Genomic DNA, 20435 nt, shown 5'->3' on the forward strand with positions numbered 1-20435 from the left:
CACGCACAGCTCTTCCCACTGCACGACGGTACGATTTTGGAACGAAACGGCACGGCGCAAAATCCATTGTCGCAAAGTGGTTGACTGATACCCAGCATTTAAAGATAATAGCGCTCTCTCGCGTTCCCCGATAGCTCAGCTGGTAGAGCAACGGACTGTTAATCCGTGGGTCGCAGGTTCGAGCCCTGCTCGGGGAGCCAGAGAACCAAGCAAACGCTCGATTCATTTCGATAGTCACAGAGCGAAAGCCACGTTTTGTGGCTTTTTTCATTTAGAGGTCACCCGATGTCGGTTGCCATCGCCACCGTGCCGCTTGCCGCGGTCACGGCAACGCTGCACGAAAACGACGCAGAGGACGCGCCGCGCGACCGCTCCCACAAAGCCGAAAAGCTGGAAAAGTCGCTGTTGCGCGCGGTGGGTGCTGCGATTGCCGATTACGCGATGATCGGCGACGGTGACCGGATCATGGTCTGCGTCTCCGGTGGCAAGGATTCGCTGACGCTTCTTTCGCTTTTGTTGCTCCTCCAGGCGCGCGCGCCCGTTTCGTTCGAACTCGTTGCGGTCAATCTCGACCAAGGACAACCGGGTTTTCCCGCTGAGACACTACCGCGCCACTTCGAAGCGCTCGGGGTCCCGTACCGGATCGTGCGCGAAGACACCTATTCGATCGTCCAAGAGAAGATCCCCGCGGGCAAAACCACCTGTTCGCTCTGCTCGCGGCTGCGGCGTGGCATCCTCTACCGTACGGCACGGGAGTTGGGGTGCAACAAGCTTGCGCTGGGCCACCACCGCGACGACATCCTGGAAACCTTCTTTCTCAACCTCTTTTTCGGTGGCCATTTGAAAGCGATGCCGCCGAAATTGGTGAATGACGACGGCGACCTGATCGTAATCCGACCGCTTGCCTACTGCCGCGAACGCGAGATCGAGCGCTACGCCCGTGCGATGGCCTTCCCGATCATCCCGTGCAACCTCTGCGGCAGCCAGGAGCACGCGCAGCGCAAACAGATCAAGGCGATGCTGCGCGCGTGGGAGGCCGAAGACCCACGCCGCGTCGCGTCGATCTTCACCGCATTGCAAAACGTCACGCCATCCCACCTTCTGGATCGCACGCTTTTCGATTTCGTCGGATTGCACACGACTCCTACCCCGCATCCCTAAGGTGTCCGACCAGACGCCACGTTCGTACGAGCCCCACGCCATCTCACACACAACATGGCCCGGGGCGAAGAGACATCCTATACTTTTGTCTCTGACGAACAGCGCATGGTGGGACATCTCCCGTGACTCGGGATACGAAAGCAACGAACGGCAACCGCGACCCGTCGTGGGCCGGCCTGTGCCGTGCCGCGACGCTGGCGTACGCGCTTTTGGCGGTAGTGGCGCTTGCGATCGCGCTTACGTTGGCGCAACCGGCGTTTCCGGACTACACGGACGCGCTCCTTTTCTTTGCTGCGGTGGTTTTCTGGGGCGCGTGGGCGGTCGTGCCCACACTTGCGCTGCTCTGCGCGCTGGGACGGTGGCGCACCCCGCGTACCCCCCGTGCGCAGAGCGTTCTTCTCTGGCTCCTGCTCGTTTGTTGTACCGGGCTGACGGGCGGTGTTGGCGTCCTGTTGGGTTGGATCGAAGCCCCGTCGACGGTGTGGCGCGCCACTGGCATTGCCGCGATGCTCGGTTTGGGGATCGGTTGGGTCGTCACCGGGTGGCAGGAGCGGCAGGCGCTCATCGACGCAGCGCGAACGGCGCAAGCCGCGGCGCTGCAGGCGCGCACCCATCCGCACTTCCTGCTCAACAGCCTCAACGTGATCGCAGGGCTGCTCCCTGACGCGCCACACCGCGCAGAACGCGCGATCGAAAATCTGGCGGTTTTGCTGCAAGCAGCGCTCAGCGACCCCCATCCTTGGCCGTTGGCGGCGGAGCTCGACGCGGCGCAAGCGTACTTGGCGTTGGCCCAGTTGCGCTACGGTGACCGTCTGGTGCTCGACTGGCAGATCGACTGCCCGGAAGCGGTGCGTTCCCAACGGGTACCCCGCTGGTGTCTTGTGCCGCTCATCGAAAACGTGGTGACGCACGGGGTGGCGCGCCGCCGCGAGCCGACGACGGTTTCGGTTACACTCCGGGTGACCGAAAATCAATTGACCGTGCGCGTTGGTAACCCGGTCGCGGAACGCGCGCAACACCCCACACGCTCCGATTCCGGCTTTGGCGTTGGCTTGGCGGCGGTGACGCGCCAGATCGTCGCTGCAGGCGGCACGGTGCAGCAGGTTCAGGAAGCGGGTTGGCACTGGGTGACGCTGACGCTACCGCTTGATCCGCGCAACCGCGCATGAAGAGGGTGCGATGCAGATCTGGATCGTAGAAGACGAACCGTTGGCTGCAAGTCGCCTGGCCCGCTTGCTGACCCCGCTGGGCCATACGGTTCGGACCTTTCCCGACGCCGAAACCACCCGAGCCGAAGCGGCACGGACACTACCGGACGTCGTCCTGTTGGATATCGAACTGCCCGGCGAATCGGGGCTTGCGCTTGCGCGCTGGTTCGATACGCTGCCGCAGCCGCCCGCGGTGGTCATGGTGACCGCGTACCCGGAACACGCGCTTGCGGCGTTCGCGGCCCATGCGGTCGATTACCTGGTGAAGCCCGTTCGCGCTGAGGCGCTCGCGCGCGCACTCCAAGCCGCGGCACGTCCCCGCCGCCCTCAGGCTGCGGCCGCGTCGGACGAGCCGATCTGGACCTTCTCGTTGGGCCGACAGCGAGTACAGGTACCGCAGTCGGCGATCCGCTATCTCTCTGCGGAGGCGAAAACGGTCTGGGCAGAAACGACGCTGGGGCGACTCGCTGCCGAAGGGTCGCTCACCCAGTGGGCAGCGCAGTTGGGAGAGAGCTTCGTGCGCACCCATCGTGCCTATTTGGTGAATCGCGCCTGGTTGGCCGCATGGGTACCCGACGCCAGCGAAGGGGGCGGCATCGTCGCGTTACGGGATGGTACGACGCTACCGGTGAGCCGCCGCCACGCCGCAGCCGTTCGTGCGCTCTTCCAACAAAAAAGCCAAGCGTGACGCTTGGCGGCAGATTCAGAAAATTCGATCACGGAAAGGGATTGGAGCGGGTGATGGGAATCGAACCCACGTTCTCAGCTTGGGAAGCTGATGTTCTACCATTGAACTACACCCGCTCGACGGCCGCATATTATAACCCAGTTTGCAAAAACTCTGTCAACAGCCGCTTCTTCTTTTGCGACATCGGAAAGGGGCGCCCACCGCCCTCATTCAGGACGTTATGCTGCAGTTTCGGGCAGAAGCCGCCGGTAGCGCCCGGCGAAATAGACGAGCGGTTCCCCGTCGAACCAGGCGTGGCGCACCACCCGCGCAAGGAAGAGGCGATGGTCCCCGCCGTCGTGTTCGGCGTAGGGCGCGAGTTCAAAATGCGCCAGCGCCGGTTCGATGAGCGGGACGCCATGGGCACCGTCGCGCCACGTCGTCGCGGCAAACGCATCGACACCCGGCGTGGCGAACGCCGTCGATACCGACTCCTGGTCGGCACGCAAGAGCGAAATCCCGTACCATTGCGCCTGTTGGAAAACAGAGAGCCGCCGCAGCCCCAACCCGAGGCTGAAGACCACGAGTGGCGGATCGAGCGAGACCGAATTGAACGAATTGATGGTGAGCCCCACCGGCGCCCCATCGCGGTCCCGCGCGGTCAGAATACCGATACCCGTAGCGAAACGTCCCAACGTGTCGCGCAACGCGCGCGACGCTTGATCTAGCATCGGGAGACCCCATTGGCAAAAAAACGCGAGAAGGGTAAATCATTCCCACCACAATGGCAAGCACTTTGGGCCGAACGCCTGATCGCCTGGCACCGCGTCGCAGGGCGCCGTACCCTTCCGTGGCACACCCGCGACCCCTATCGTATTTGGCTCTCCGAAGTGATGCTCCAGCAGACGCAAGTACCCACCGTGATCCCTTATTACGAACGGTTCGTCGCGACGTGGCCCACGGTCGAAGCGCTTGCGGCAGCGCCGCTCGAAGCGGTGTTGGCGGCGTGGAGTGGACTGGGGTATTACGCCCGCGCGCGAAACCTTCACCGCGCTGCGCAGCAGATCGTTCGCGCTTGGGGCGGCACATGGCCGCGTGATCCGGACGCTTGGGCGCAACTGCCGGGCGTGGGACGGTCGACTGCCGCGGCGATCTGCGCGTTCGCGTTCGGCACGCGCGCCGCGATCCTCGACGGCAACGTCGAGCGCGTGCTCGTCCGCCTCTTCGGGATCGCGACGCCACTGCCAGATACCGCAGTGAAGCGGCAATTGTGGCAGATCGCCGAAGCGCTGCTGCCAGAGTCACCCACGGCGATGCCGGAATACACCCAAGCACAGATGGACTTGGGCGCGCTCGTCTGCACCCGCGGCATTCCCAACTGCGCGTACTGCCCGGTCGCTCAGTGGTGCACCGCCTATGCGGTGGGTATCGCCGCCGCGCTCCCACAGCGCAAAGCGCGTGCGCCGGTTCCGGAGATCGATTGGACATTGCGCGCCTACCGCTGCGGTACCCGTTACTGGTGGGTACAGCGTCCCAACCAGGGGATCTGGGGCGGACTCTGGGCGCTACCGCACGCCGATGAGCCACCTCCGCCCGGTTCGTGGCAGCGCGCCAGTAGCGAAGCGTTGCCTGCGCATCGCCTCACGCACCGTCGGTTACGGATCACCATCGAAGAATGGACGACGCCGGCCCACCTCTGTTACGATTGCGAATCCTCCACGCAGGGGCGCTGGGCAACCGCGCGCGAAGCGTTGGCGTGGGGCCTGCCGCGTCCGTTGGCGGCGTGGGCGGAGACGCGCGCGGTGTCCTGACGCCTGACCCAGCAGGCCTGACCCAGAAAGGAGCAGACGATGGAACCCGGTTTTTGGCACGAACGCTGGCAAAAAGGAGAGATTGGTTTTCACCTCGACCGTTTCAACCCCAAGCTCCTCGCCTACTGGCCCCGGCTTGCCGTCCCGGTTGAGGCGACCGTCTTCGTTCCACTCTGCGGCAAAACCCTGGATATGTTGTGGTTGCGGGAGCAAGGCCACCGCGTGGTTGGGGTCGAATTGAGCCCAGTGGCCGTCAGTCAATTCTTCGAAGAGAACGACGCAACGCCCGAAGTCACCGCGTGCCCCCCACACGCCGCCTACACCACCGACGGGATTCGTCTCTATCTGGGCGACTATTTCGCCCTCACGCCGGAACAGGTGTGGCATTGGGGCCCGAAAGCGCCAGCGCACACCGCGATCTACGACCGTGCCGCACTGGTGGCGTTGCCGCCCGAGATGCGCCCCCGCTACGCGGCACAGTTGCGGAGTCTGGCCCGCCCGGGCACGAAAATGCTTTTGGTCACGCTGGAATACCCGCAGGCGGAACGCGCCGGACCGCCGTTCAGCGTCCCGCCAGACGAAGTGTTTCGCCATTTCGCCGACGTGTCTTCGATCGAACATTGGTCCGACGACGACGTGCTCCCGGAACACCCCCACTGGCAGGCACGCGGCATTTCCTACCTGCGCGAACACGTCTTCGCGCTCACCTGGCACCGCTGAAACGAAACCGCGCGCAGGAGCTCACGATGGCACAGGAAATCACCCTCTACTTCGGCATGGGCTGCTTCTGGGGCGCGCAACAGCGGTTGCGTGTTCTCCCCGGTGTGGTTGCCACCGAGGTCGGTTACGCCGGGGGGGACGATCCGAACCCCACCTACGAACGGGTTCTGGCGTTCGAGCGCGCGCTGCGCGCGGGAGTCGCCTCGGGCCGCAACCACGCCGAAGTGGTCAAGGTGGTATGGGAACCACCGCGCAGCGAGGCCGACCAGCTCGTTCCGCTGCTTGCGCAGCTCCTGGCCGCGTTCTGGGCAGGACACGACCCGACGCAGCGCGACCGGCAAGGCAACGACATCGGCAGCAACTACCGCAGCGCGCTCTATTACGAAGCGAACGACGACGCGGTTTGGCTGCTGCCGCTGCTTCTGGCCAGCCGCGCCGCGTACGCGTGGGCGTTGTGGCAGGCAGCGGGGGGCGCGCCCCGCTTTTCGGCGCCGACCACCGAGATCGCCCCGGTGCGCCACTACACCCCTGCGGAAAGCTACCATCAGGACTACCTGATCAAACACCCGGACGGTTACTGCGGTTTGGGGGGAACCGGTGTTCACCTACCCCCGTACCCCTGGACGCTACCGGGTGCCGAGTTACGCGCCTTCTGGGCCTGGCTGGGGCAAGCGGTACTATCCCCCGAAGCGTTCGCAATCGCGTTCGAACACGGTACAGAACGGCCGTTCACCGGTTGCCACCTCCACGAAAAACGCCCCGGACGGTTTTTCGATCCCCTCTCTGGTGCGCTGCTCTTTCGCTCCGCGACAAAATTCGAAAGCGGTAGCGGCTGGCCCAGCTTTTTCGCCGCGGAACCGGATGCGGTCACCGAGCACGAAGACCGCTCCTATGGGATGGTGCGCACCGAAGTACGCAGCCGCGCCACCGGCATCCATCTGGGCCACGTCTTTCCAGATGGCCCACCGCCGACGGGGCTGCGCTACTGCATCAACGGCAATGTGCTCGCGTTCGCGCCGGGTGCCGAAGCCGAAGGGGCCGCTTGATGGCACAGCCTTCACCTACCCTCTTTGTGCTCATCATCGCGCTCGTTGCGCTTGGGCCGCTTTCGACCGACCTCTACCTTCCGGCGCTGCCCGCGCTCGTTGCCGACCTCGAAACCGACGTCGCCCACGGGCAGCTGACACTCACCGCGTACATGATCGGCTTTGCGTTCGGCCAGCTCGTCTACGGCCCCCTTTCCGACCGCTTCGGGCGCAAGCCGGTGATCCTCTCGGGCCTGGCGCTCTATGCGGCAGCATCGCTCGCCTGTGTCTGGACCGAAAACATCACCATGCTGCTCGCGGCACGGGTGGTCCAAGCCGTCGGCGCCTGTGTCGGCCCAGTGCTTGGGCGAACGATCGTGCGCGACGTCTATGGGCCGGTAGACGCGACGCGGATGCTCGCGCACGTCGGCTCGGCGATGGCGATCGCACCGATGGTCGCACCGCTCATAGGCGGCGTGATCACCAGCCATTTCGCCTGGCGCGGCAATTTCGTCGCGCTTTTTTGCTACGCCGCGGTGACGCTCGTGGCGATCCTTTGGGCGTTACCGGAAACCAACGCCCACCGCGGCAAAGCGTCGTTCGGCTTTCTTCGCTCCTTTTCGGTGCTGTTGAGCGACCGGCGCTTTCGTTGGCTGCTGCTCTCGAACGCCTGCGGCTACGCGGCGCTCTTTGCGTTCATTTCCGGTTCGAGTTTCGTCTTCATCGGCATGTTCGGGTTCACGCCCGTGCAGATGGGGCTGGCATTCGCGGTGATGGTCACCGGCTTTTTCGCCGGTTCGGTCGCAAGCGCCCGCCTGTCACGCCGGCTGGGGGCGGAACGGTTGCTGCGGCTGGGTGGTTGGATCGGCTTGGGGGGTGGTAGTGCGATGGGGCTTTGGCTGTTGCTCGCGCCATCCCCGCTGGGCGTGATGCTCCCGATGTGGCTGTGCGGCGCTGCGGCCGGACTGTTGATGCCCAACGCAACCGGGTTGGCGCTCGCCCCCTATCCAAAGATCGCGGGCGCCGCGGCGTCCCTTTTGGGCTTTTCGCAGATGGGCATCGCCGCGGTTGCCGGAACCCTGGTGGGGCATCTCCTGGGCGAAACCCCGTTGCCAATGGCAGCGGTGATCGCGATCGTGATGGCGATTTCGTGGTGGAGCACCCAGCAAGCGGCGCCAGCAAATTGCCGGGGCGCGCCAACCTCCTGACGCGGTTGGCGGAAACCGCGAGTCCGTAGAAGAAAAAAGCGATGGCGCGTGACTTGCAAAATAAATCGAAAATAACTAATATAAGTTTATAACAACATTGTCATCCAACAGGAGCAGGCCCATGACGGAACGCACGCACGCACCTCGTCCGCTCTGGCACCCGCTGGTTGCGGGTATTGCGCTTGGCGTGACGCTGGTCTTCACCTTCTTACTGACCGGTAACGGCTTGGGCGCCAGCGGCGCCTTTGCCCGTACCGCGGCCTGGCTGGGCGGCGAAAGCGCGAAAACCAACGCCTACCTGAGCGCTTTCTGGCAAAGCGGTCACCCGTTGAACAATTGGATCGTCTGGGTCGTGGTGGGCGTTATCCTTGGCGCGTTGCTTTCCGCGATCAACAGCGGGCGGTTTCGCTGGAAACTGGAAGGTGCCGCAGCAATCGGTGCGGGCAAACGGATCGCCACCGCATTCGTGGGTGGCGTGCTCGCGGGGTTCGGCTCCCGTGTTGCCGCGGGTTGCACGAGCGGCCTAGGGCTTTCGGGCGGTGCGACGCTCGCCGTTTCGGCGTTCGTGTTTCTTGCGTTCTTCTTCGTTACCGGAATCGTTGTGTCGCGGATAATGCCCAAAGGAGCCTGAACGATGCCTTTTTACGATTATTCGCTTGCCTCCGGGTTGCTTTGCGGCATTCTGTTCGGTTACATCCTAGAATCAGCGGGCTTTGGCAGCGCTTGTAAACTCACCGCGCAGTTTCGGTTCTCGGATTGGGCGGTGCTCAAAGTGATGTTCACCGCGATCGTCGTTGCGGCGATCGGGCTCTACGCGCTCAGCGCAACGGGCGTGATCGCGTACCCAGATATCTACGTTCCGCCCGCCTACCTGGGCGGCGCCGCCATCGGTGGGCTTCTGATCGGCGCCGGATTCGCGGTAGGCGGCTACTGCCCCGGCACCGCCGCGAGCGCGTTCGGATCGGGTAGACTGGATGGCCTCGTCTTCATGATTGGCATGGTGGTGGGTGTCGGCCTCTTCGCCGCTGGCTACGATACTTTTGGGTCGTGGGTCACCCTTGGCGCGATTCAAACCAGCCGGTTACCCGAACTCCTTGGGATATCCGAGCCGGTGTTGCTCGCCCTCTTTGCGTTGCTGGCCGCGGTTATTTTCTGGCTTGGCTCCCGCGTGGAACGCAAGCTCGGTGGTGCGCTCACCGCAGAAGCGCTCGATGCGCGCTGACGGGGTGCGCACCTATCTGGACCCATCGTCACCCCCGCTTTCCCAGACACCTCAAAGGAGATGCCCATGAAATTGCCCAAGATCGTTCGCCGTGTGGCCCCCGCGGTTGCGGTAGCGCTCGCCACCGCGGTCACTCCGCCCGTGACCAGTGCGCAGGGCAATCCGTGCGCGCCCGCACGCCGGAGTATGAACCCGTGTGCGGCAGGAAACCCCTGCGCCCCCAGACGCCGTGCAGCCAATCCCTGTACTGCGGGGAATCCGTGTGCCCCTGTCCGCCGCGGCGGCAATCCGTGCGCCGCGGGGAATCCCTGCGCGCCGGTGCGGCGCGGCAGCAACCCCTGCGCCGCGGGGAATCCGTGTGCTCCCGTGCGACGCAGCAGCAACCCCTGCGCGGCCGGGAACCCCTGTGCGCCGAAACGCCGTGCTGCCAATCCGTGCGCAGCCAATTGATCAAGCATAACCGAATAGGAGGAGTCATCATGCGTGTTCGCTTCGTTTTGGCCGGTTTGCTCATCACCGGCACGGTTTCCGCTGCTGAACTCCCTGGCCCTGTCGTCACCGTCGACTGGCTTGCACAAAACCTCGATAGGGTGCAGGTCGTACAAGTCCATGCTCCGGACCTTTTCACCGCGCAACCGCAATACAAGAAAGACGAAAAAAGTGGCCAGACGAAATTGGTCGATGTCGGCGGTCACATTCCCGGCGCGCTGTTCGTCAATCCCAAAAAAATGCGCACTGAGCGCCAAATCGGCGACTTGAAGGTGAAGTATCTACTGCCACCGGCTGCAGAATTCACGCAATTCGTCCAGGCCAATGGGATCCAAGCCGGCAAACCGATCGTGCTCGTGCCAACGGGGACTTCGCCTGCCGAATTCAACGACGCTGCCCGCCTCTATTGGCAGTTCAAGTACTACGGCGAAAAGGATATCGCGATCCTCGACGGTGGCCTCGCGGCATGGATCCAGGCGGGGCAGAAAGTGGAATCGACCCCGGTGAAAGCACAACCGGGTAATTGGCAACCACAAGGAGAGAACCCGTCGATTCTGGCCACCAGCGAGGACGTTGCGGCGGGCAAAGCGCAATTGGTCGATGCACGCCCAATCAGCATGGCGTTCGGCTACACCAAACGCGACTACGTCTACGATTACGGCCACATCGCCGGCGCCAAGGTCTTCCCGCCGGAACTGCACACGATCCAAAAAGGGATCGCGCACCATCTCTTGAGCGCCGAAACCTACACGAAAGTCTTCCAAGCGATGGGCATCGACCCGAAAGCGCCGTCGATCACCTACTGCAACAGCGGCCACCTCTCGTCGGGTCCGTGGTTCATCCTGCACGAAGTGATGGGGAACCCGAACGTCGAACTCTATGATGGGTCGCTCCATCAATGGACGCTCGAGAAGCGCCCGCTCGTCTCGCTGATCCCGCACGGATCGCGGTAAGCGCTCCGGAAACGTGGTCCGCGCGGGCGCAAAGACGCGCGCGGACCGCGGTCAAAGACTGGGCGCTGGCAGAAGGGGCGTTACGCGCCGCCGGCAGTGACGTGGTGCGCGAAATGCTCCGTACTGCAGCGCGTTTTGTCACCTTGGACCACTACCCCGAAGGGGACGTTCTCGATGCCCACACTGGGGCCCAGTATTACTACCACGCCCATCGCAGCGGCGAGCACGGTCACTTCCATTGCTTTGCCCGCCCACCGCTCCTTTCGCCCGAAGCCGCCTGGCAATCGCGTGAGGGTAAGCGCTTTGGCCCCCAGGGAGATGAGGCGATCGCACACCTCGTTGCGATCGGGATGGACGCGTGGGGACGGCCGATCTCACTGTTTCTCACCAACCGCTGGGTGACCGACGAAACGTGGGTTCCAGCGCACCGCTTGCTCCCATTGGTAAACCGATTCGCCGTGACCCACGCGTACCCCAACTGGGCAGCGAACATTTGGCTCACGACGTTCATTCGAGCGGTCCAACCCTGGATCGTCGCGCTGCTGCGGGCCCGTGACGCGCGCATCGCGGCGCACCTTGCCGCCCAACCCGAATTGCTCGAAGACCGTTCGGTCGAAGTGATCGTGCAGATGGAGCTTACCACCGCGTGGCCCGCGCTGGCAGCGTGGGCCGGGTTAGAATTGCCACCGATCCCAGAATAGACGAGGAGACCGGTTCGATGCGTGAAGCCGCTGACGCACCCCAACCGACTGCGACCGACGCGCGCGTGGTCTTGGTCACCGCACCCGATGAAGCCACGGCGCTTACCCTGGCACGCACGCTCGTCGATGAGTCGCTGGCTGCGTGTTGCAGCCTCATCCCCGGCATCCGTTCGGTCTACCGCTGGCAAGGAGAGCGCTGCGAAGAGGCGGAGTGGCTCCTGGTGATCAAAACCACCGCACCGGCGCTTGCGCGCTTGACGCAGCGGGTGATCGAACTGCACTCGTACGAGGTGCCCGAGGTGGTCGCGTTGCCGATCGTTGGCGGCGCGGAACCTTACCTGGAATGGGTCGCTCAAAGCGTCATCGCCTCTTGAGCGTACCGCGGGAGCCCCTCTTGCCACACGCTGCATGTTCGTTCTTTTTGCGGTTGATCGTCGTAGCACGCGCTTTGCCGCGTAGGCTCGCGCGCGGCGTACTGGCAGCGCTGCTATTCGGCGCTCTGTCGTTCGCGTCCGCCGCCGACCCAGTTCCGCCCGAAGAGGCTTACCCCGCCGAGGCGTACCGCCTCGACGCGCAGACGATTGCGGTCGAATTCACGATTCGGCGCGACTACTACCTCTACCGCGACAAAATTCGCGTCGAACCGCTCACGCCGGGGCTGCAACTGGGAACGCCGACCATTCCCCCCGGTAAACGGAAAAAAGACGACTTTTTCGGGGAAACGGAGGTCTTCTACGATACCCTCAAGGTCACGGTACCGGTCGAATCGGCTCCGGCGACAGAAGCACCGTGGCGCATACGGGTGATCAGTCAAGGGTGCTGGAATGGCGGGGTCTGTTACCCGCCGCTCGAACAGACGCTGACGGTCGCCGACGCGCCACCGCAACGCTCATGGCTGGGGAAACTCGTCGGCAGTGTGACCGCGCCGGATGCCGATGCACCACGCAGCAGCGATTCGAATCCCCCGAGTAGCACCGCTGCGCCGAGCGGTACGGCACCATCCATGGCTCGTGCCAGCGTGCCAACTGGTTCCGCGACCGCAGCAACCGCGCCGGCACCCTCTTCGACCAGCGAACCGCCGCTCGCACGCGCTGCCGCACCCTTGACGGACGAAGCCGGGTCGCTTGCGGCGTTCATCGCCCAGCAAAACCGTGCGGCAGTCCTTGCCGCATTCTTCGGTTTTGGGTTGCTCCTTGCGTTCACGCCGTGCGTCTTTCCGATGATCCCGATCCTCTCCGGAATCATCGTCGGTCAAGGGGAAGCGATTTCGCGCGTACGGGCGCTCGGGCTCACGCTCACCTATGTCCTGGCGATGGCGATCACCTACGCCCTTGCCGGGGTTGCGGCGGGCCTTTCGGGGACGATGTTGCAAGCGGCGTTGCAACATCCGGCGGTACTGGTCACGTTTGCGCTCCTATTCGTGGCGCTTGCGCTGTCGCTCTTTGGCTTCTATGAGCTGCAACTGCCCCCGAGCTGGCAAACCCGACTCAACCAACTGGCTGGCAGCCAACAAGGGGGGCAGCTGATCGGCGTTGCGGTAATGGGCGTCCTTTCGGCGCTGATCGTCGGTCCGTGCGTGGCACCGCCACTCGTCGGGGCACTGCTCTACGTTTCCCAGACCGGTGACGCCGTGTTCGGGGGCGTCGCGCTCTTTGCGCTCGGGCTGGGGATGGGGGCACCGCTCATCGCGGTAGGTGTCGGTGCGCGCGCGCTGCTTCCGAAGAGCGGCCCGTGGATGAACGGCGTCAAAGCGGCAATGGGCGTGGTGATGCTCGCGCTCGCGTGGTGGCTCGTTCGCCCCGTGGTCGCCGATCTTTGGTGGCTCGTCGGTTGGGCGGTGCTCGCGGTGGGCACGGCAGTAGCGCTGGGGGCTCTTGAACCGCTTCCCATCGGTGCGCGCTGGCCGAAACGGATGGGGAAAGCGCTCGGGCTCCTGCTTCTTGCGTACGGCGTCGCGGCGTTTTGGGGGGCGCTCGCGGGCAATCGCGACCCGTTGCAACCGCTCGCAGGCTTTGCTGGCGGCAATGGGGGAATACCGACCGCGAACCGCGAAGCGCTCACATTCCAGCCCATCCGCTCCGTCAAGGAACTGGAAGCGCGCGTTGCCAACAGCACGCGTCCGGTGCTGGTCGATGTGCGTGCCGACTGGTGCATCTCCTGCATCGAGCTCGAGCGCTACACCTTTACCGATCCTCAGGTGGTCGCGCTTCTGCGCAACGTCACACTGCTCAAAATGGACGTCACCGAAAACAGCGAGCGCGACAAGGCGTTCCTACGCCACTTCCAGATCTTCGGTCCACCGGCGTTGCTCTTTTTCGCGCCAGGAAACCCTGAAGAGCTGCGCCAATACCGGGTTACGGGCTTCGTCGATGGGCCGACGTTCGCGACGCACCTCCGTCGGTGGCTCGGCCAGACCTGAAGAGCGAGACGGCTCGACCAGACCCGAGGAGCGATCACCCGTTGAACCGCCGAGATTTCCTGCGCCGTTTCCCCGCGATGGTGTCCGCTGTTGCGTCGGCGGCGGTTGCACCGGCAGTGCTGTTACGCGCCGCAACCGCAGGCGCGGCGAACCGCGCGGCGGTGGTTGCCGCGGCGTCCGACCTCAAATATGCGTTGGATGCGGTTGCCGAACGGTACGCCGCGCAAGGGAATCCGAAGCCGAAGCTGATCTTTGGTTCCTCCGGCAATTTCACGCGCCAAATTCAACAGGGCGCGCCGTTCGACCTTTTTCTCTCTGCGGACGAATCCTACATCGCCCAACTGGTCGCTTCCGGACTGACCCGAGACGCGGGCGTCGTCTATGCGGTGGGGCGGATCGGGATTGCGGTGCCGCCAGGATCCCCCGTCCAAGCCGACCGCGATCTGGCCGGTCTTCGCCGTGCGTTGGCCGCGGGCAAGGTCAAGCGCTTTGCGATCGCCAACCCGGAACACGCTCCCTACGGCAAGCGGGCGCAAGAGGCGTTGCAGTACGCGGGCCTTTGGGAGGCGATTCAGCCCTATCTGGTGCTTGGCGAAAACATCGCGCAAGCGATGCAGTTTGCCCTCTCAGGGGGCGCGCAAGGGGGGATCATCGCGCTTTCGCTGGCGAAAGCGCCGCCGGTGGCTCCCCGCTTGGGGGGCTTTGCCCTCATTCCCGAAGCGTGGCACACCCCGCTTGTGCAACGCATGGCGCTGCTGCGCGCAGCCCATCCCGAAGCAGAACGCTTCTACGCCTACTTGCAAGGCAACGACGCCCGCGCGATCCTGGCGCAATACGGTTTCGTGCTACCCTAACCCCTTCGCTTTCGGGGTTGCACCACGCATGGAGTGGGACGCATTCTGGCTGTCGTGCCAATTGGCTGCCGCGACGTTGGTGCTGCTCATGCCGTTCGGCGTCTGGGCAGGGCGCGCTTTGGCCTACCACACCTTTCGCGGTAAAGCGCTGATCGAAGGTCTGGTGCTTCTACCGCTCGTGCTGCCACCCACGGTGCTCGGCTTCTATCTGCTCGTCGTGCTCGGCGGCGCGTCACCGTTGGGCGAGTGGCTGCACGAGACATTCGGTGTCACGCTGGTGTTCAACTTCACTGGCCTCATCCTGGCATCGCTCCTCTTCAACCTGCCGTTCGTGATCCCGCCGGCGCAGCGGGCGTTCGAAGCGATCGATCCGCGGTTGCGCGAAGCGGCGCGCGTGATGGGGTTACCCCGCTACCGCATCTTTTGGCAGGTGGAGCTGCCGCTCACCTGGCGCGCGCTCGTTGCTGCGGCAGTGCTCACGTTTGTCCATACTTTGGGCGAATTCGGGGTCGTCTTGATGGTAGGGGGTAACATTCCCGGCGAAACGCGGACGATCGCGATCGCAATCTACGACCGCGTCCAAGCCTTCGATCTCGCCGCGGCGAACCAGATGGCGCTGGTTCTGCTCCTTCTGTCGCTTGCCGCGGTGGTCACCACCTTTGCCCTCTCTGCACGCGCAGCGGTTCCGCGTCGTTCGGAATGACGCGATGGACGGGACCGAAACGCAGACGCTCACGGTTGCGGTCGATCAACGCGAACCGATCCCGCTGACGGGCCGCTTGACCGTGCCCGCAGGGAAACTGGTGGCGCTGGTCGGTCCTTCGGGCGCCGGCAAGAGTTCGCTGCTGCGGATCGTCGCGGGGCTTCTGCGTCCGCAGCACGGCGTCGTCAAACTGGGCGCCAGTTGTTGGCTCGATACCGAACGCCGCGTCTGGCTTCCTCCGGAAGCGCGGCACGTGGGGATGCTCTTTCAGCACTATGCGCTGATGCCCCACTGTAGCGCGGAGGTGAACGTCGCCATGGCGCTGTGGCGACTGCCGCGGCGGGATCGCCAGCGCCTTGCGCGTGCATGGCTCGAACGGGTGGGTCTTCCCGAATCCCACTGGCATCGCCTGCCGAACGCGCTCTCCGGAGGGGAACAGCAGCGCGTCGCATTGGCACGCGCGCTGGCTGCACACCCCAAGGTCTTGCTCCTGGACGAACCCTTCTCCGCGGTCGATGCGTTGCGGCGCAGCGAGCTTTACGCGTTGCTCGCCACCTTGCGGCAGGAATTGACGATGCCGATCGTGATGGTCACCCACGACCTCATGGAAGCGCGGCTCCTTGCCGACGAAATCGCGGTGATCGACCGTGGGGAGCTGTTGCAACAGGGCCCAACCGAACACCTCTACCGCAGCCCGCGCAACGCCCGCGTCGCAGCGATTCTCGGGATCCGGAACCGTTTCGTCGGCCGCTGGCTCGGCCCCGATCCGCTGCGCCCGGGCTGGGGACGGCTCGAATGGCGTGCCCACACCGAAAGGGACGACGCGCCCGTAATCGCTGTCCTGCCTGCACGCGACAAAGGGCGGATCCCGCTTGGCCAAGCGGTTCATTGGGTCGTGCAAAACGACGCGCTGACGCTACGCACGTGCGACGCGCCGCCATGCCCGGGTAACCCGGTGCGCCTCGCGGTGACGGTCACTTCGGTGCGCAGCTCCGGCGACTTTTCCCTCGTCGAGGTGGCGCTCACCGCTTCGCCGCAACTCTGCTGGCAGATCACCCTCACCGGCCGGGAACGGCACCGTTTCCAGGTTGGGGAATCGGCTTTTCTCTGCCTCGACCCCAGCTGGATCCACGTGATGCCAATTCGGCGGCGGTAGCACGCGTCCGACCAACGGTGGGGCGTGAATGGCCGTACGCACCCCCATCCTTATCCGTAGCCGAACGGTTGGCGGCAAACGGCTGGGACGCATGGGTGTTGGTCTCAAGCGCTCTTTTCGTGTCTCAGAGGGCGAAGTCGGCGTCGAACGGTTCGTTCCCTTTGACTACCGGCAACGTCAAGGTGCGATCCCAGTCGGACCAGCCGCCGTCATAGACGCGAACGTCCTGATACCCCAGCGCTTTGAGCTGTAACCACGCCAGGGTCGAGCGAAAACCGTCGTGACAGTAGGTGATTACCGTTTTGCCCTTGGACACCGCTGCGTAAAGCTGTGCCAAATCGGTCATCGAACGCCATTTCTGGCTGAGGCCATCGACGCCAGCCAGGCTCACGACGTTGATCGCGCCGGGAATGTGGCCACCCTGGATGCTGTGCTGGATTCGCTCCCCGCGGTACATGGCGTTCGGGCGGGCATCGACCAAGACGACATCGGAGCGCCGTTCCGCAACCACCCAGCGGTAGACATCGACCCAATCGACCAGGCGATCGGCGGGCGCAGGTTTGAGCGTAACGTTGCCGCGTGGGCGCGGCTGCTCTGCCCTTTTGCGCAGTTCGTTGAACGCGGTCCATTCCAGCGTGCCGCCGTTCAAGATTTTCACTCGGCTCATATCGAACCCGTAGAGGTCGAGCAAAAAATAGACGCGGGAGGCGAGCGCCGTGAGGGAATCGTCGTAGATCACGATCGTCGAATCATCATTGACGCCCCAGCGCCGGAGCGTTTCTTGAAACACTTCCCGCGCGGGGAACTTCATGATCGGCAACGCGTCGTTCTTGCCCAGATCGGCAAACCGCTGCACCTGCACCGCGCCCGGGATGTGCCCGACCGTGAAGTAGCGGTGCGGATAATAGCGCACCTCGAGCACCACCAGATTCGGGTCGTCGATCCGTTCCGCGAGCCAATCGGCGTCGACCAGAAAGCCGGGCGTGGCCGCACGCGCCACGACGAGCGGCAGTGACAATAAGAGCACCAACAACCTTGGAAACCACGCTTTCAGGAACGAACGCGCCATCATGCATCTCCTATACGACATTAATTTATTACCTTATAAGAATAACATACTATGGCTAAAAACACCCGTTCAATCGGGAAACGCGACCACATCAATTTTTCCAATATAGTCGATATTGATTCTCAATTGCATTTCAATTCGGTAACCCCTATACTTCTTCAGACCTCACCCAAGAGGAGACAAAGATGTCCCGCTTCCGCAAGATCATCGCGCCTCACCGTCAATTGGCGGCGAAAACCCTTTCCTACTTCACGATGCACATCACCGTTGCCGCGTTGGTTGCCTACGCGGTGACCGGGAGCTGGCAGGCGGCGCTTGCCCTATCGCTCATCGAACCGATGGTGCAAAGCGTCGCGTACTTCTTCCACGAGCGTTTTTGGGCAGCGCGCGCCAGACGAACAGCGGATGCCCCATCAATGCGTCGCCAACAAACCCAGCCAGAACGTGAGGGTGACCGCGGAAACCACCGTAGTGAGCGAGATCAACCGTGCCACTCCGGGCCCGTCGCCGCCCATCCGTGACGCGAGGATATAAGCGGAGCTTGCCGACGGAAGCGCCGCAAAGAGCACCAAGACCGCGAACGGTAGCGGCGGGAGCGCCAACCACTGCCCCAACAGCCATGCCAACGCCGGGCTCACCACCAATTTGATCGTGGCAATGAGGCCACCAGAGCGCACGAGATCGCGCGCAGGCGTAAGCGCGGCACCCACCGCCAACAGACCGATCGCCACCGCTGCGGCGGCCAGCCGCGCCAACAGCGCATCGACCGGCTGCGGCACCACGCCACCGACTGCGTGAAAGAGGAGCCCCGCCACCGTCGCGAGCACCAGCGGGTTGGCAATGAGGTGCCGCATTCCGCCCGGAGACCGCCGCGCCATGCTGCCCACTGCGAACACGTTCGCGAGCGGCACCAGCGCGCCGCACAGCACCCCCATCCACGCCAGGCCCGTCGCCCCATAAGCCTGTTGCGCAACCGCCATGCCGATGTAGGTATTGAAGCGGTACGCGCACTGCGCGCGCGACGCCACCGCAAGGGGTTCGTCGCCGACCCATCGGCCGAGCGCGAAGACGAGCACGAATCCCACGCCCATCACCAAAGCGCCACTTGCGATCAGCATCACCGCGTCGCCCAATGCCAAGGGCGCGTTGGCCAACGAGCGAAACAGCAACGCGGGAAAGAGTACGAAATAGACGAGCCGCTCCACACCCACCCAAAAGCGTTCCTCGGTGAGCAGAAACCTTCTGAGCACCACGCCGAGCGCAATGCAGGCAAAATCGGGAAAAATGATCGCAAACGCGTCCATGGGGCTTCCGTGTTCGTGGTCTATTGGTTGGGTTGGTGAATTGGGTTGGGTTACTTTGAGTTGCGTTGCGTTTGGGGATCTTCTCTTACCGTGTTATAGTGTCGGTTGCATTGCGTCGCAGTCAGTAGATTCTTCTTGGCGCCTGTTGGGCGCGTCACGCTTCTGGGACTGTCGCCGCAGTCCCGTCGTCGGCTCCGCGCGCAAGCGGCAGCACCTGCATTGTACTTGGCTCGTTGCCATCGACGGTTCATGTCCGGATGGATATTTTTTATCTTTCATCGAAAGGAACGTTCATGGCAACGACACCGTTTTCTCCCGAAACTCCAACGCAAACCGCAACCACCTTCGCCGATCTGGGGCTCCCCCAATCGATCTTGTCCGCCGTCACCCAATCGGGTTACACCGAACCGACGACGGTGCAGCGCGAGGCGATTCCCGCCGTGCTCGCGGACGAAGATCTGCTCGTTTCGTCGCAGACCGGTAGCGGCAAGACCGCAGCGTTCGCGCTGCCGCTCTTGGCGCGTCTGGCAAACCCCCGCCCCGATCCCCGGACACGCGGTGCGCGCGTGCTGGTGCTCACCCCGACCCGCGAACTCGCGCAGCAGGTCGAAAAGGCGTTTCGTACCTACGGAAGCGGGCTTCGCCGCTTGAAGACCGTGACCCTGGTGGGTGGGATGCCTTTCGGCCCGCAACGTAGAGACCTTGCGGGCTACGTCGATGTGATCGTCGCCACCCCCGGGCGCCTCAAAGATCACCTCAACCAGCGCACGCTCACGCTCGACGCGGTGGAGACGCTCGTGCTGGACGAAGCCGACCGCATGCTCGACATGGGGTTCATCGACGACATCCGCGAGATCGTCGCCACCACCCCAGCGAACCGGCAGACGCTCCTCTTTTCCGCGACGCTCGAAGGGGTCGTGGGACAACTCGCGCGTTCGATCACTCGGAATGCGCGCCGGATCGAGGTGGCGCGCACCCCGGAAGCGGCGCCGAAGATCGAGGAACGGGTACACTATTTCGACAACGAAGCGCACAAGAACCGGTTGCTCGCGCACCTGCTGAACGACGAAGCACTCCAGCAGGCGGTGATCTTCACCGCGACCAAACGCGGTGCCGAAGCGCTTGCCGGTCGGCTCCAGGATTCGGGGTTGCGTGCCGCGGCGCTTCATGGCGACATGTCGCAGCGTGCCCGCAGCCGCGTGGTCGAGCAACTCCGGCGCGGCGCGGTGCAGGTGCTGGTCGCGACCGACGTTGCGGCACGCGGGCTGGACATCGCCGGCATTTCGCACGTGATCAATTTCGATCCCCCCAAACAGTTCGAAGACTACGTCCATCGCATCGGTCGCACCGGTCGTGCCGGACGCGAAGGGGTGGCGGTCACGTTCGTGCACCCCAACGAATCGCGCTTGATCCAGGGGATCAGCCGCTTCGTCGGCCGGACGCTCCCGGAAGTGACCATTGCCGGTCTGGAGCCGAGCATTCCGCGCCCCGCAGGGGGGCAGCGCCACTCGGCAAACGGGCACGGCCGGAACGAGCGTCGCGGCCCCAGCAAAACGCGCCGCACTGCTGCCCACGCCAAATCGTACGCCGGGCAGGAACGCGGCGGCTGGGAACGGAGCCGAACCGGAAGCTGGGATAAGCCGGAGGGATCACATCGCCCCCGTCGCGCGTGGGATGCGCCCGCGTACGACCGCTGGGACGACGATGCGCCGCGTCAACGGCGGACGCTTTCGGTCAAGAAGTGACACAAATGAAAGGGAGCGTG

General features: G+C 64.0%; 21 protein-coding genes, 2 tRNA genes and 1 pseudogene. 20 read left to right on the forward strand and 4 right to left on the reverse strand.

All coding sequences use genetic code 11. From position 1 onward, the window contains the following. Nucleotides 1–124: 124 nt before the first annotated feature. The 4 genes from HPTL_RS10375 (at nt 125) to HPTL_RS10390 (ending at nt 3057) form a co-directional block, all read left to right on the forward strand. Nucleotides 125–200: transfer RNA gene (locus HPTL_RS10375), tRNA-Asn, on the forward strand. Between the two features lie 85 nt (nt 201–285). Continuing rightward, entirely contained in the window at nt 286–1161 is an 876-nt protein-coding gene (ttcA, locus tag HPTL_RS10380) for a tRNA 2-thiocytidine(32) synthetase TtcA (protein ID WP_119335906.1), read from the forward strand. A 122-nt stretch (nt 1162–1283) separates the two neighbouring features. Further along, nucleotides 1284–2330 carry a histidine kinase gene (locus HPTL_RS10385; protein ID WP_119335907.1) on the forward strand — a complete coding sequence of 349 codons (1047 nt, stop codon included), beginning with the start codon at nt 1284–1286 and terminating at the stop codon, nt 2328–2330. Between the two features lie 10 nt (nt 2331–2340). Beyond that, nucleotides 2341–3057: a LytR/AlgR family response regulator transcription factor gene (locus tag HPTL_RS10390; protein ID WP_145981815.1), complete on the forward strand. Its 717-nt coding sequence runs from the start codon at nt 2341–2343 to the stop codon at nt 3055–3057. Between the two features lie 42 nt (nt 3058–3099). On the opposite strand, the gene HPTL_RS10395 is transcribed toward HPTL_RS10390, so the two are convergent. Next, a tRNA-Gly gene (locus HPTL_RS10395) sits at nt 3100–3173 on the reverse strand. 102 nt (nt 3174–3275) lie between these two features. Then, nucleotides 3276–3767, reverse strand: a complete 492-nt coding sequence (locus tag HPTL_RS10400; protein ID WP_119335909.1) for a flavin reductase family protein — start codon at nt 3765–3767, stop codon at nt 3276–3278. A gap of 12 nt (nt 3768–3779) precedes the next feature. On the opposite strand from HPTL_RS10400, the gene mutY reads away from it, so the two are divergent. From mutY to HPTL_RS10470, 14 genes are all read left to right on the forward strand, one after another. Continuing rightward, on the forward strand, nt 3780–4847 hold the full coding sequence (mutY, locus tag HPTL_RS10405; protein ID WP_119335910.1) for an A/G-specific adenine glycosylase: 1068 nt from the start codon (nt 3780–3782) through the stop codon (nt 4845–4847). 39 nt (nt 4848–4886) lie between these two features. After that, entirely contained in the window at nt 4887–5567 is a 681-nt protein-coding gene (locus HPTL_RS10410) for a thiopurine S-methyltransferase (RefSeq protein ID WP_119335911.1), read from the forward strand. Between the two features lie 26 nt (nt 5568–5593). Further along, on the forward strand, nt 5594–6613 hold the full coding sequence (gene msrB, locus HPTL_RS10415; protein ID WP_119335912.1) for a peptide-methionine (R)-S-oxide reductase MsrB: 1020 nt from the start codon (nt 5594–5596) through the stop codon (nt 6611–6613). Further along, on the forward strand, nt 6613–7800 hold the full coding sequence (locus HPTL_RS10420) for a multidrug effflux MFS transporter (RefSeq protein ID WP_119335913.1): 1188 nt from the start codon (nt 6613–6615) through the stop codon (nt 7798–7800). The genes msrB and HPTL_RS10420 overlap by 1 nt, the downstream gene beginning before the upstream one ends. 121 nt (nt 7801–7921) lie before the next feature. Beyond that, complete coding sequence (locus HPTL_RS10425; protein WP_119335914.1) at nt 7922–8431, forward strand: YeeE/YedE thiosulfate transporter family protein; 510 nt, start codon at nt 7922–7924, stop codon at nt 8429–8431. A gap of 3 nt (nt 8432–8434) precedes the next feature. Next, a complete protein-coding gene (locus HPTL_RS10430) occupies nt 8435–9022 on the forward strand; it encodes a YeeE/YedE thiosulfate transporter family protein (RefSeq protein ID WP_119335915.1) in 588 nt (195 codons plus the stop codon). A 66-nt stretch (nt 9023–9088) separates the two neighbouring features. Beyond that, nucleotides 9089–9472 carry a hypothetical protein gene (locus HPTL_RS10435; RefSeq protein ID WP_119335916.1) on the forward strand — a complete coding sequence of 128 codons (384 nt, stop codon included), beginning with the start codon at nt 9089–9091 and terminating at the stop codon, nt 9470–9472. A 29-nt stretch (nt 9473–9501) separates the two neighbouring features. Then, entirely contained in the window at nt 9502–10464 is a 963-nt protein-coding gene (locus HPTL_RS10440; protein WP_119335917.1) for a sulfurtransferase, read from the forward strand. Continuing rightward, nucleotides 10410–11165 carry a DUF6969 family protein gene (locus HPTL_RS10445; protein WP_119335918.1) on the forward strand — a complete coding sequence of 252 codons (756 nt, stop codon included), beginning with the start codon at nt 10410–10412 and terminating at the stop codon, nt 11163–11165. Before HPTL_RS10440 ends, HPTL_RS10445 begins: the two co-directional genes overlap by 55 nt. Nucleotides 11166–11182: 17 nt before the next feature. Beyond that, nucleotides 11183–11539 (forward strand): divalent-cation tolerance protein CutA, encoded by a 357-nt coding sequence (gene cutA, locus HPTL_RS10450; RefSeq protein ID WP_119335919.1) that lies wholly within the window; start codon nt 11183–11185, stop codon nt 11537–11539. A 20-nt stretch (nt 11540–11559) separates the two neighbouring features. Beyond that, nucleotides 11560–13584, forward strand: a complete 2025-nt coding sequence (gene dsbD, locus HPTL_RS10455) for a protein-disulfide reductase DsbD (RefSeq protein ID WP_170141349.1) — start codon at nt 11560–11562, stop codon at nt 13582–13584. Nucleotides 13585–13625: 41 nt separating this feature from the next. After that, the gene (gene modA / locus HPTL_RS10460; RefSeq protein ID WP_197713692.1) at nt 13626–14438 is read left to right on the forward strand and encodes a molybdate ABC transporter substrate-binding protein; all 813 of its coding nucleotides are present in this window, start codon (nt 13626–13628) and stop codon (nt 14436–14438) included. Between the two features lie 28 nt (nt 14439–14466). Then, nucleotides 14467–15141, forward strand: a complete 675-nt coding sequence (gene modB, locus HPTL_RS10465; RefSeq protein ID WP_119335921.1) for a molybdate ABC transporter permease subunit — start codon at nt 14467–14469, stop codon at nt 15139–15141. 4 nt (nt 15142–15145) lie between these two features. Next, the gene (locus tag HPTL_RS10470) at nt 15146–16297 is read left to right on the forward strand and encodes an ABC transporter ATP-binding protein (protein ID WP_119335922.1); all 1152 of its coding nucleotides are present in this window, start codon (nt 15146–15148) and stop codon (nt 16295–16297) included. Between the two features lie 124 nt (nt 16298–16421). Here the strand turns inward: HPTL_RS10470 and HPTL_RS10475 are convergent, their stop codons facing one another. Further along, nucleotides 16422–17369, reverse strand: coding sequence for a sulfurtransferase (locus HPTL_RS10475; protein WP_197713693.1), 948 nt, complete (start codon nt 17367–17369; stop codon nt 16422–16424). Between the two features lie 182 nt (nt 17370–17551). On the opposite strand from HPTL_RS10475, the pseudogene HPTL_RS11680 reads away from it, so the two are divergent. Beyond that, nucleotides 17552–17764: pseudogene (locus tag HPTL_RS11680) on the forward strand (DUF2061 domain-containing protein); the annotation flags it as partial. A gap of 15 nt (nt 17765–17779) precedes the next feature. Here the strand turns inward: HPTL_RS11680 and HPTL_RS10485 are convergent. After that, nucleotides 17780–18670, reverse strand: coding sequence for an AEC family transporter (locus tag HPTL_RS10485; RefSeq protein ID WP_119335925.1), 891 nt, complete (start codon nt 18668–18670; stop codon nt 17780–17782). A gap of 293 nt (nt 18671–18963) precedes the next feature. On the opposite strand from HPTL_RS10485, the gene HPTL_RS10490 reads away from it, so the two are divergent. Then, nucleotides 18964–20415 carry a DEAD/DEAH box helicase gene (locus tag HPTL_RS10490; protein ID WP_119335926.1) on the forward strand — a complete coding sequence of 484 codons (1452 nt, stop codon included), beginning with the start codon at nt 18964–18966 and terminating at the stop codon, nt 20413–20415. Nucleotides 20416–20435 lie beyond the last annotated feature (20 nt).

Source organism: Hydrogenophilus thermoluteolus, assembly GCF_003574215.1.
Classification (GTDB): domain Bacteria; phylum Pseudomonadota; class Gammaproteobacteria; order Burkholderiales; family Rhodocyclaceae; genus Hydrogenophilus; species Hydrogenophilus thermoluteolus.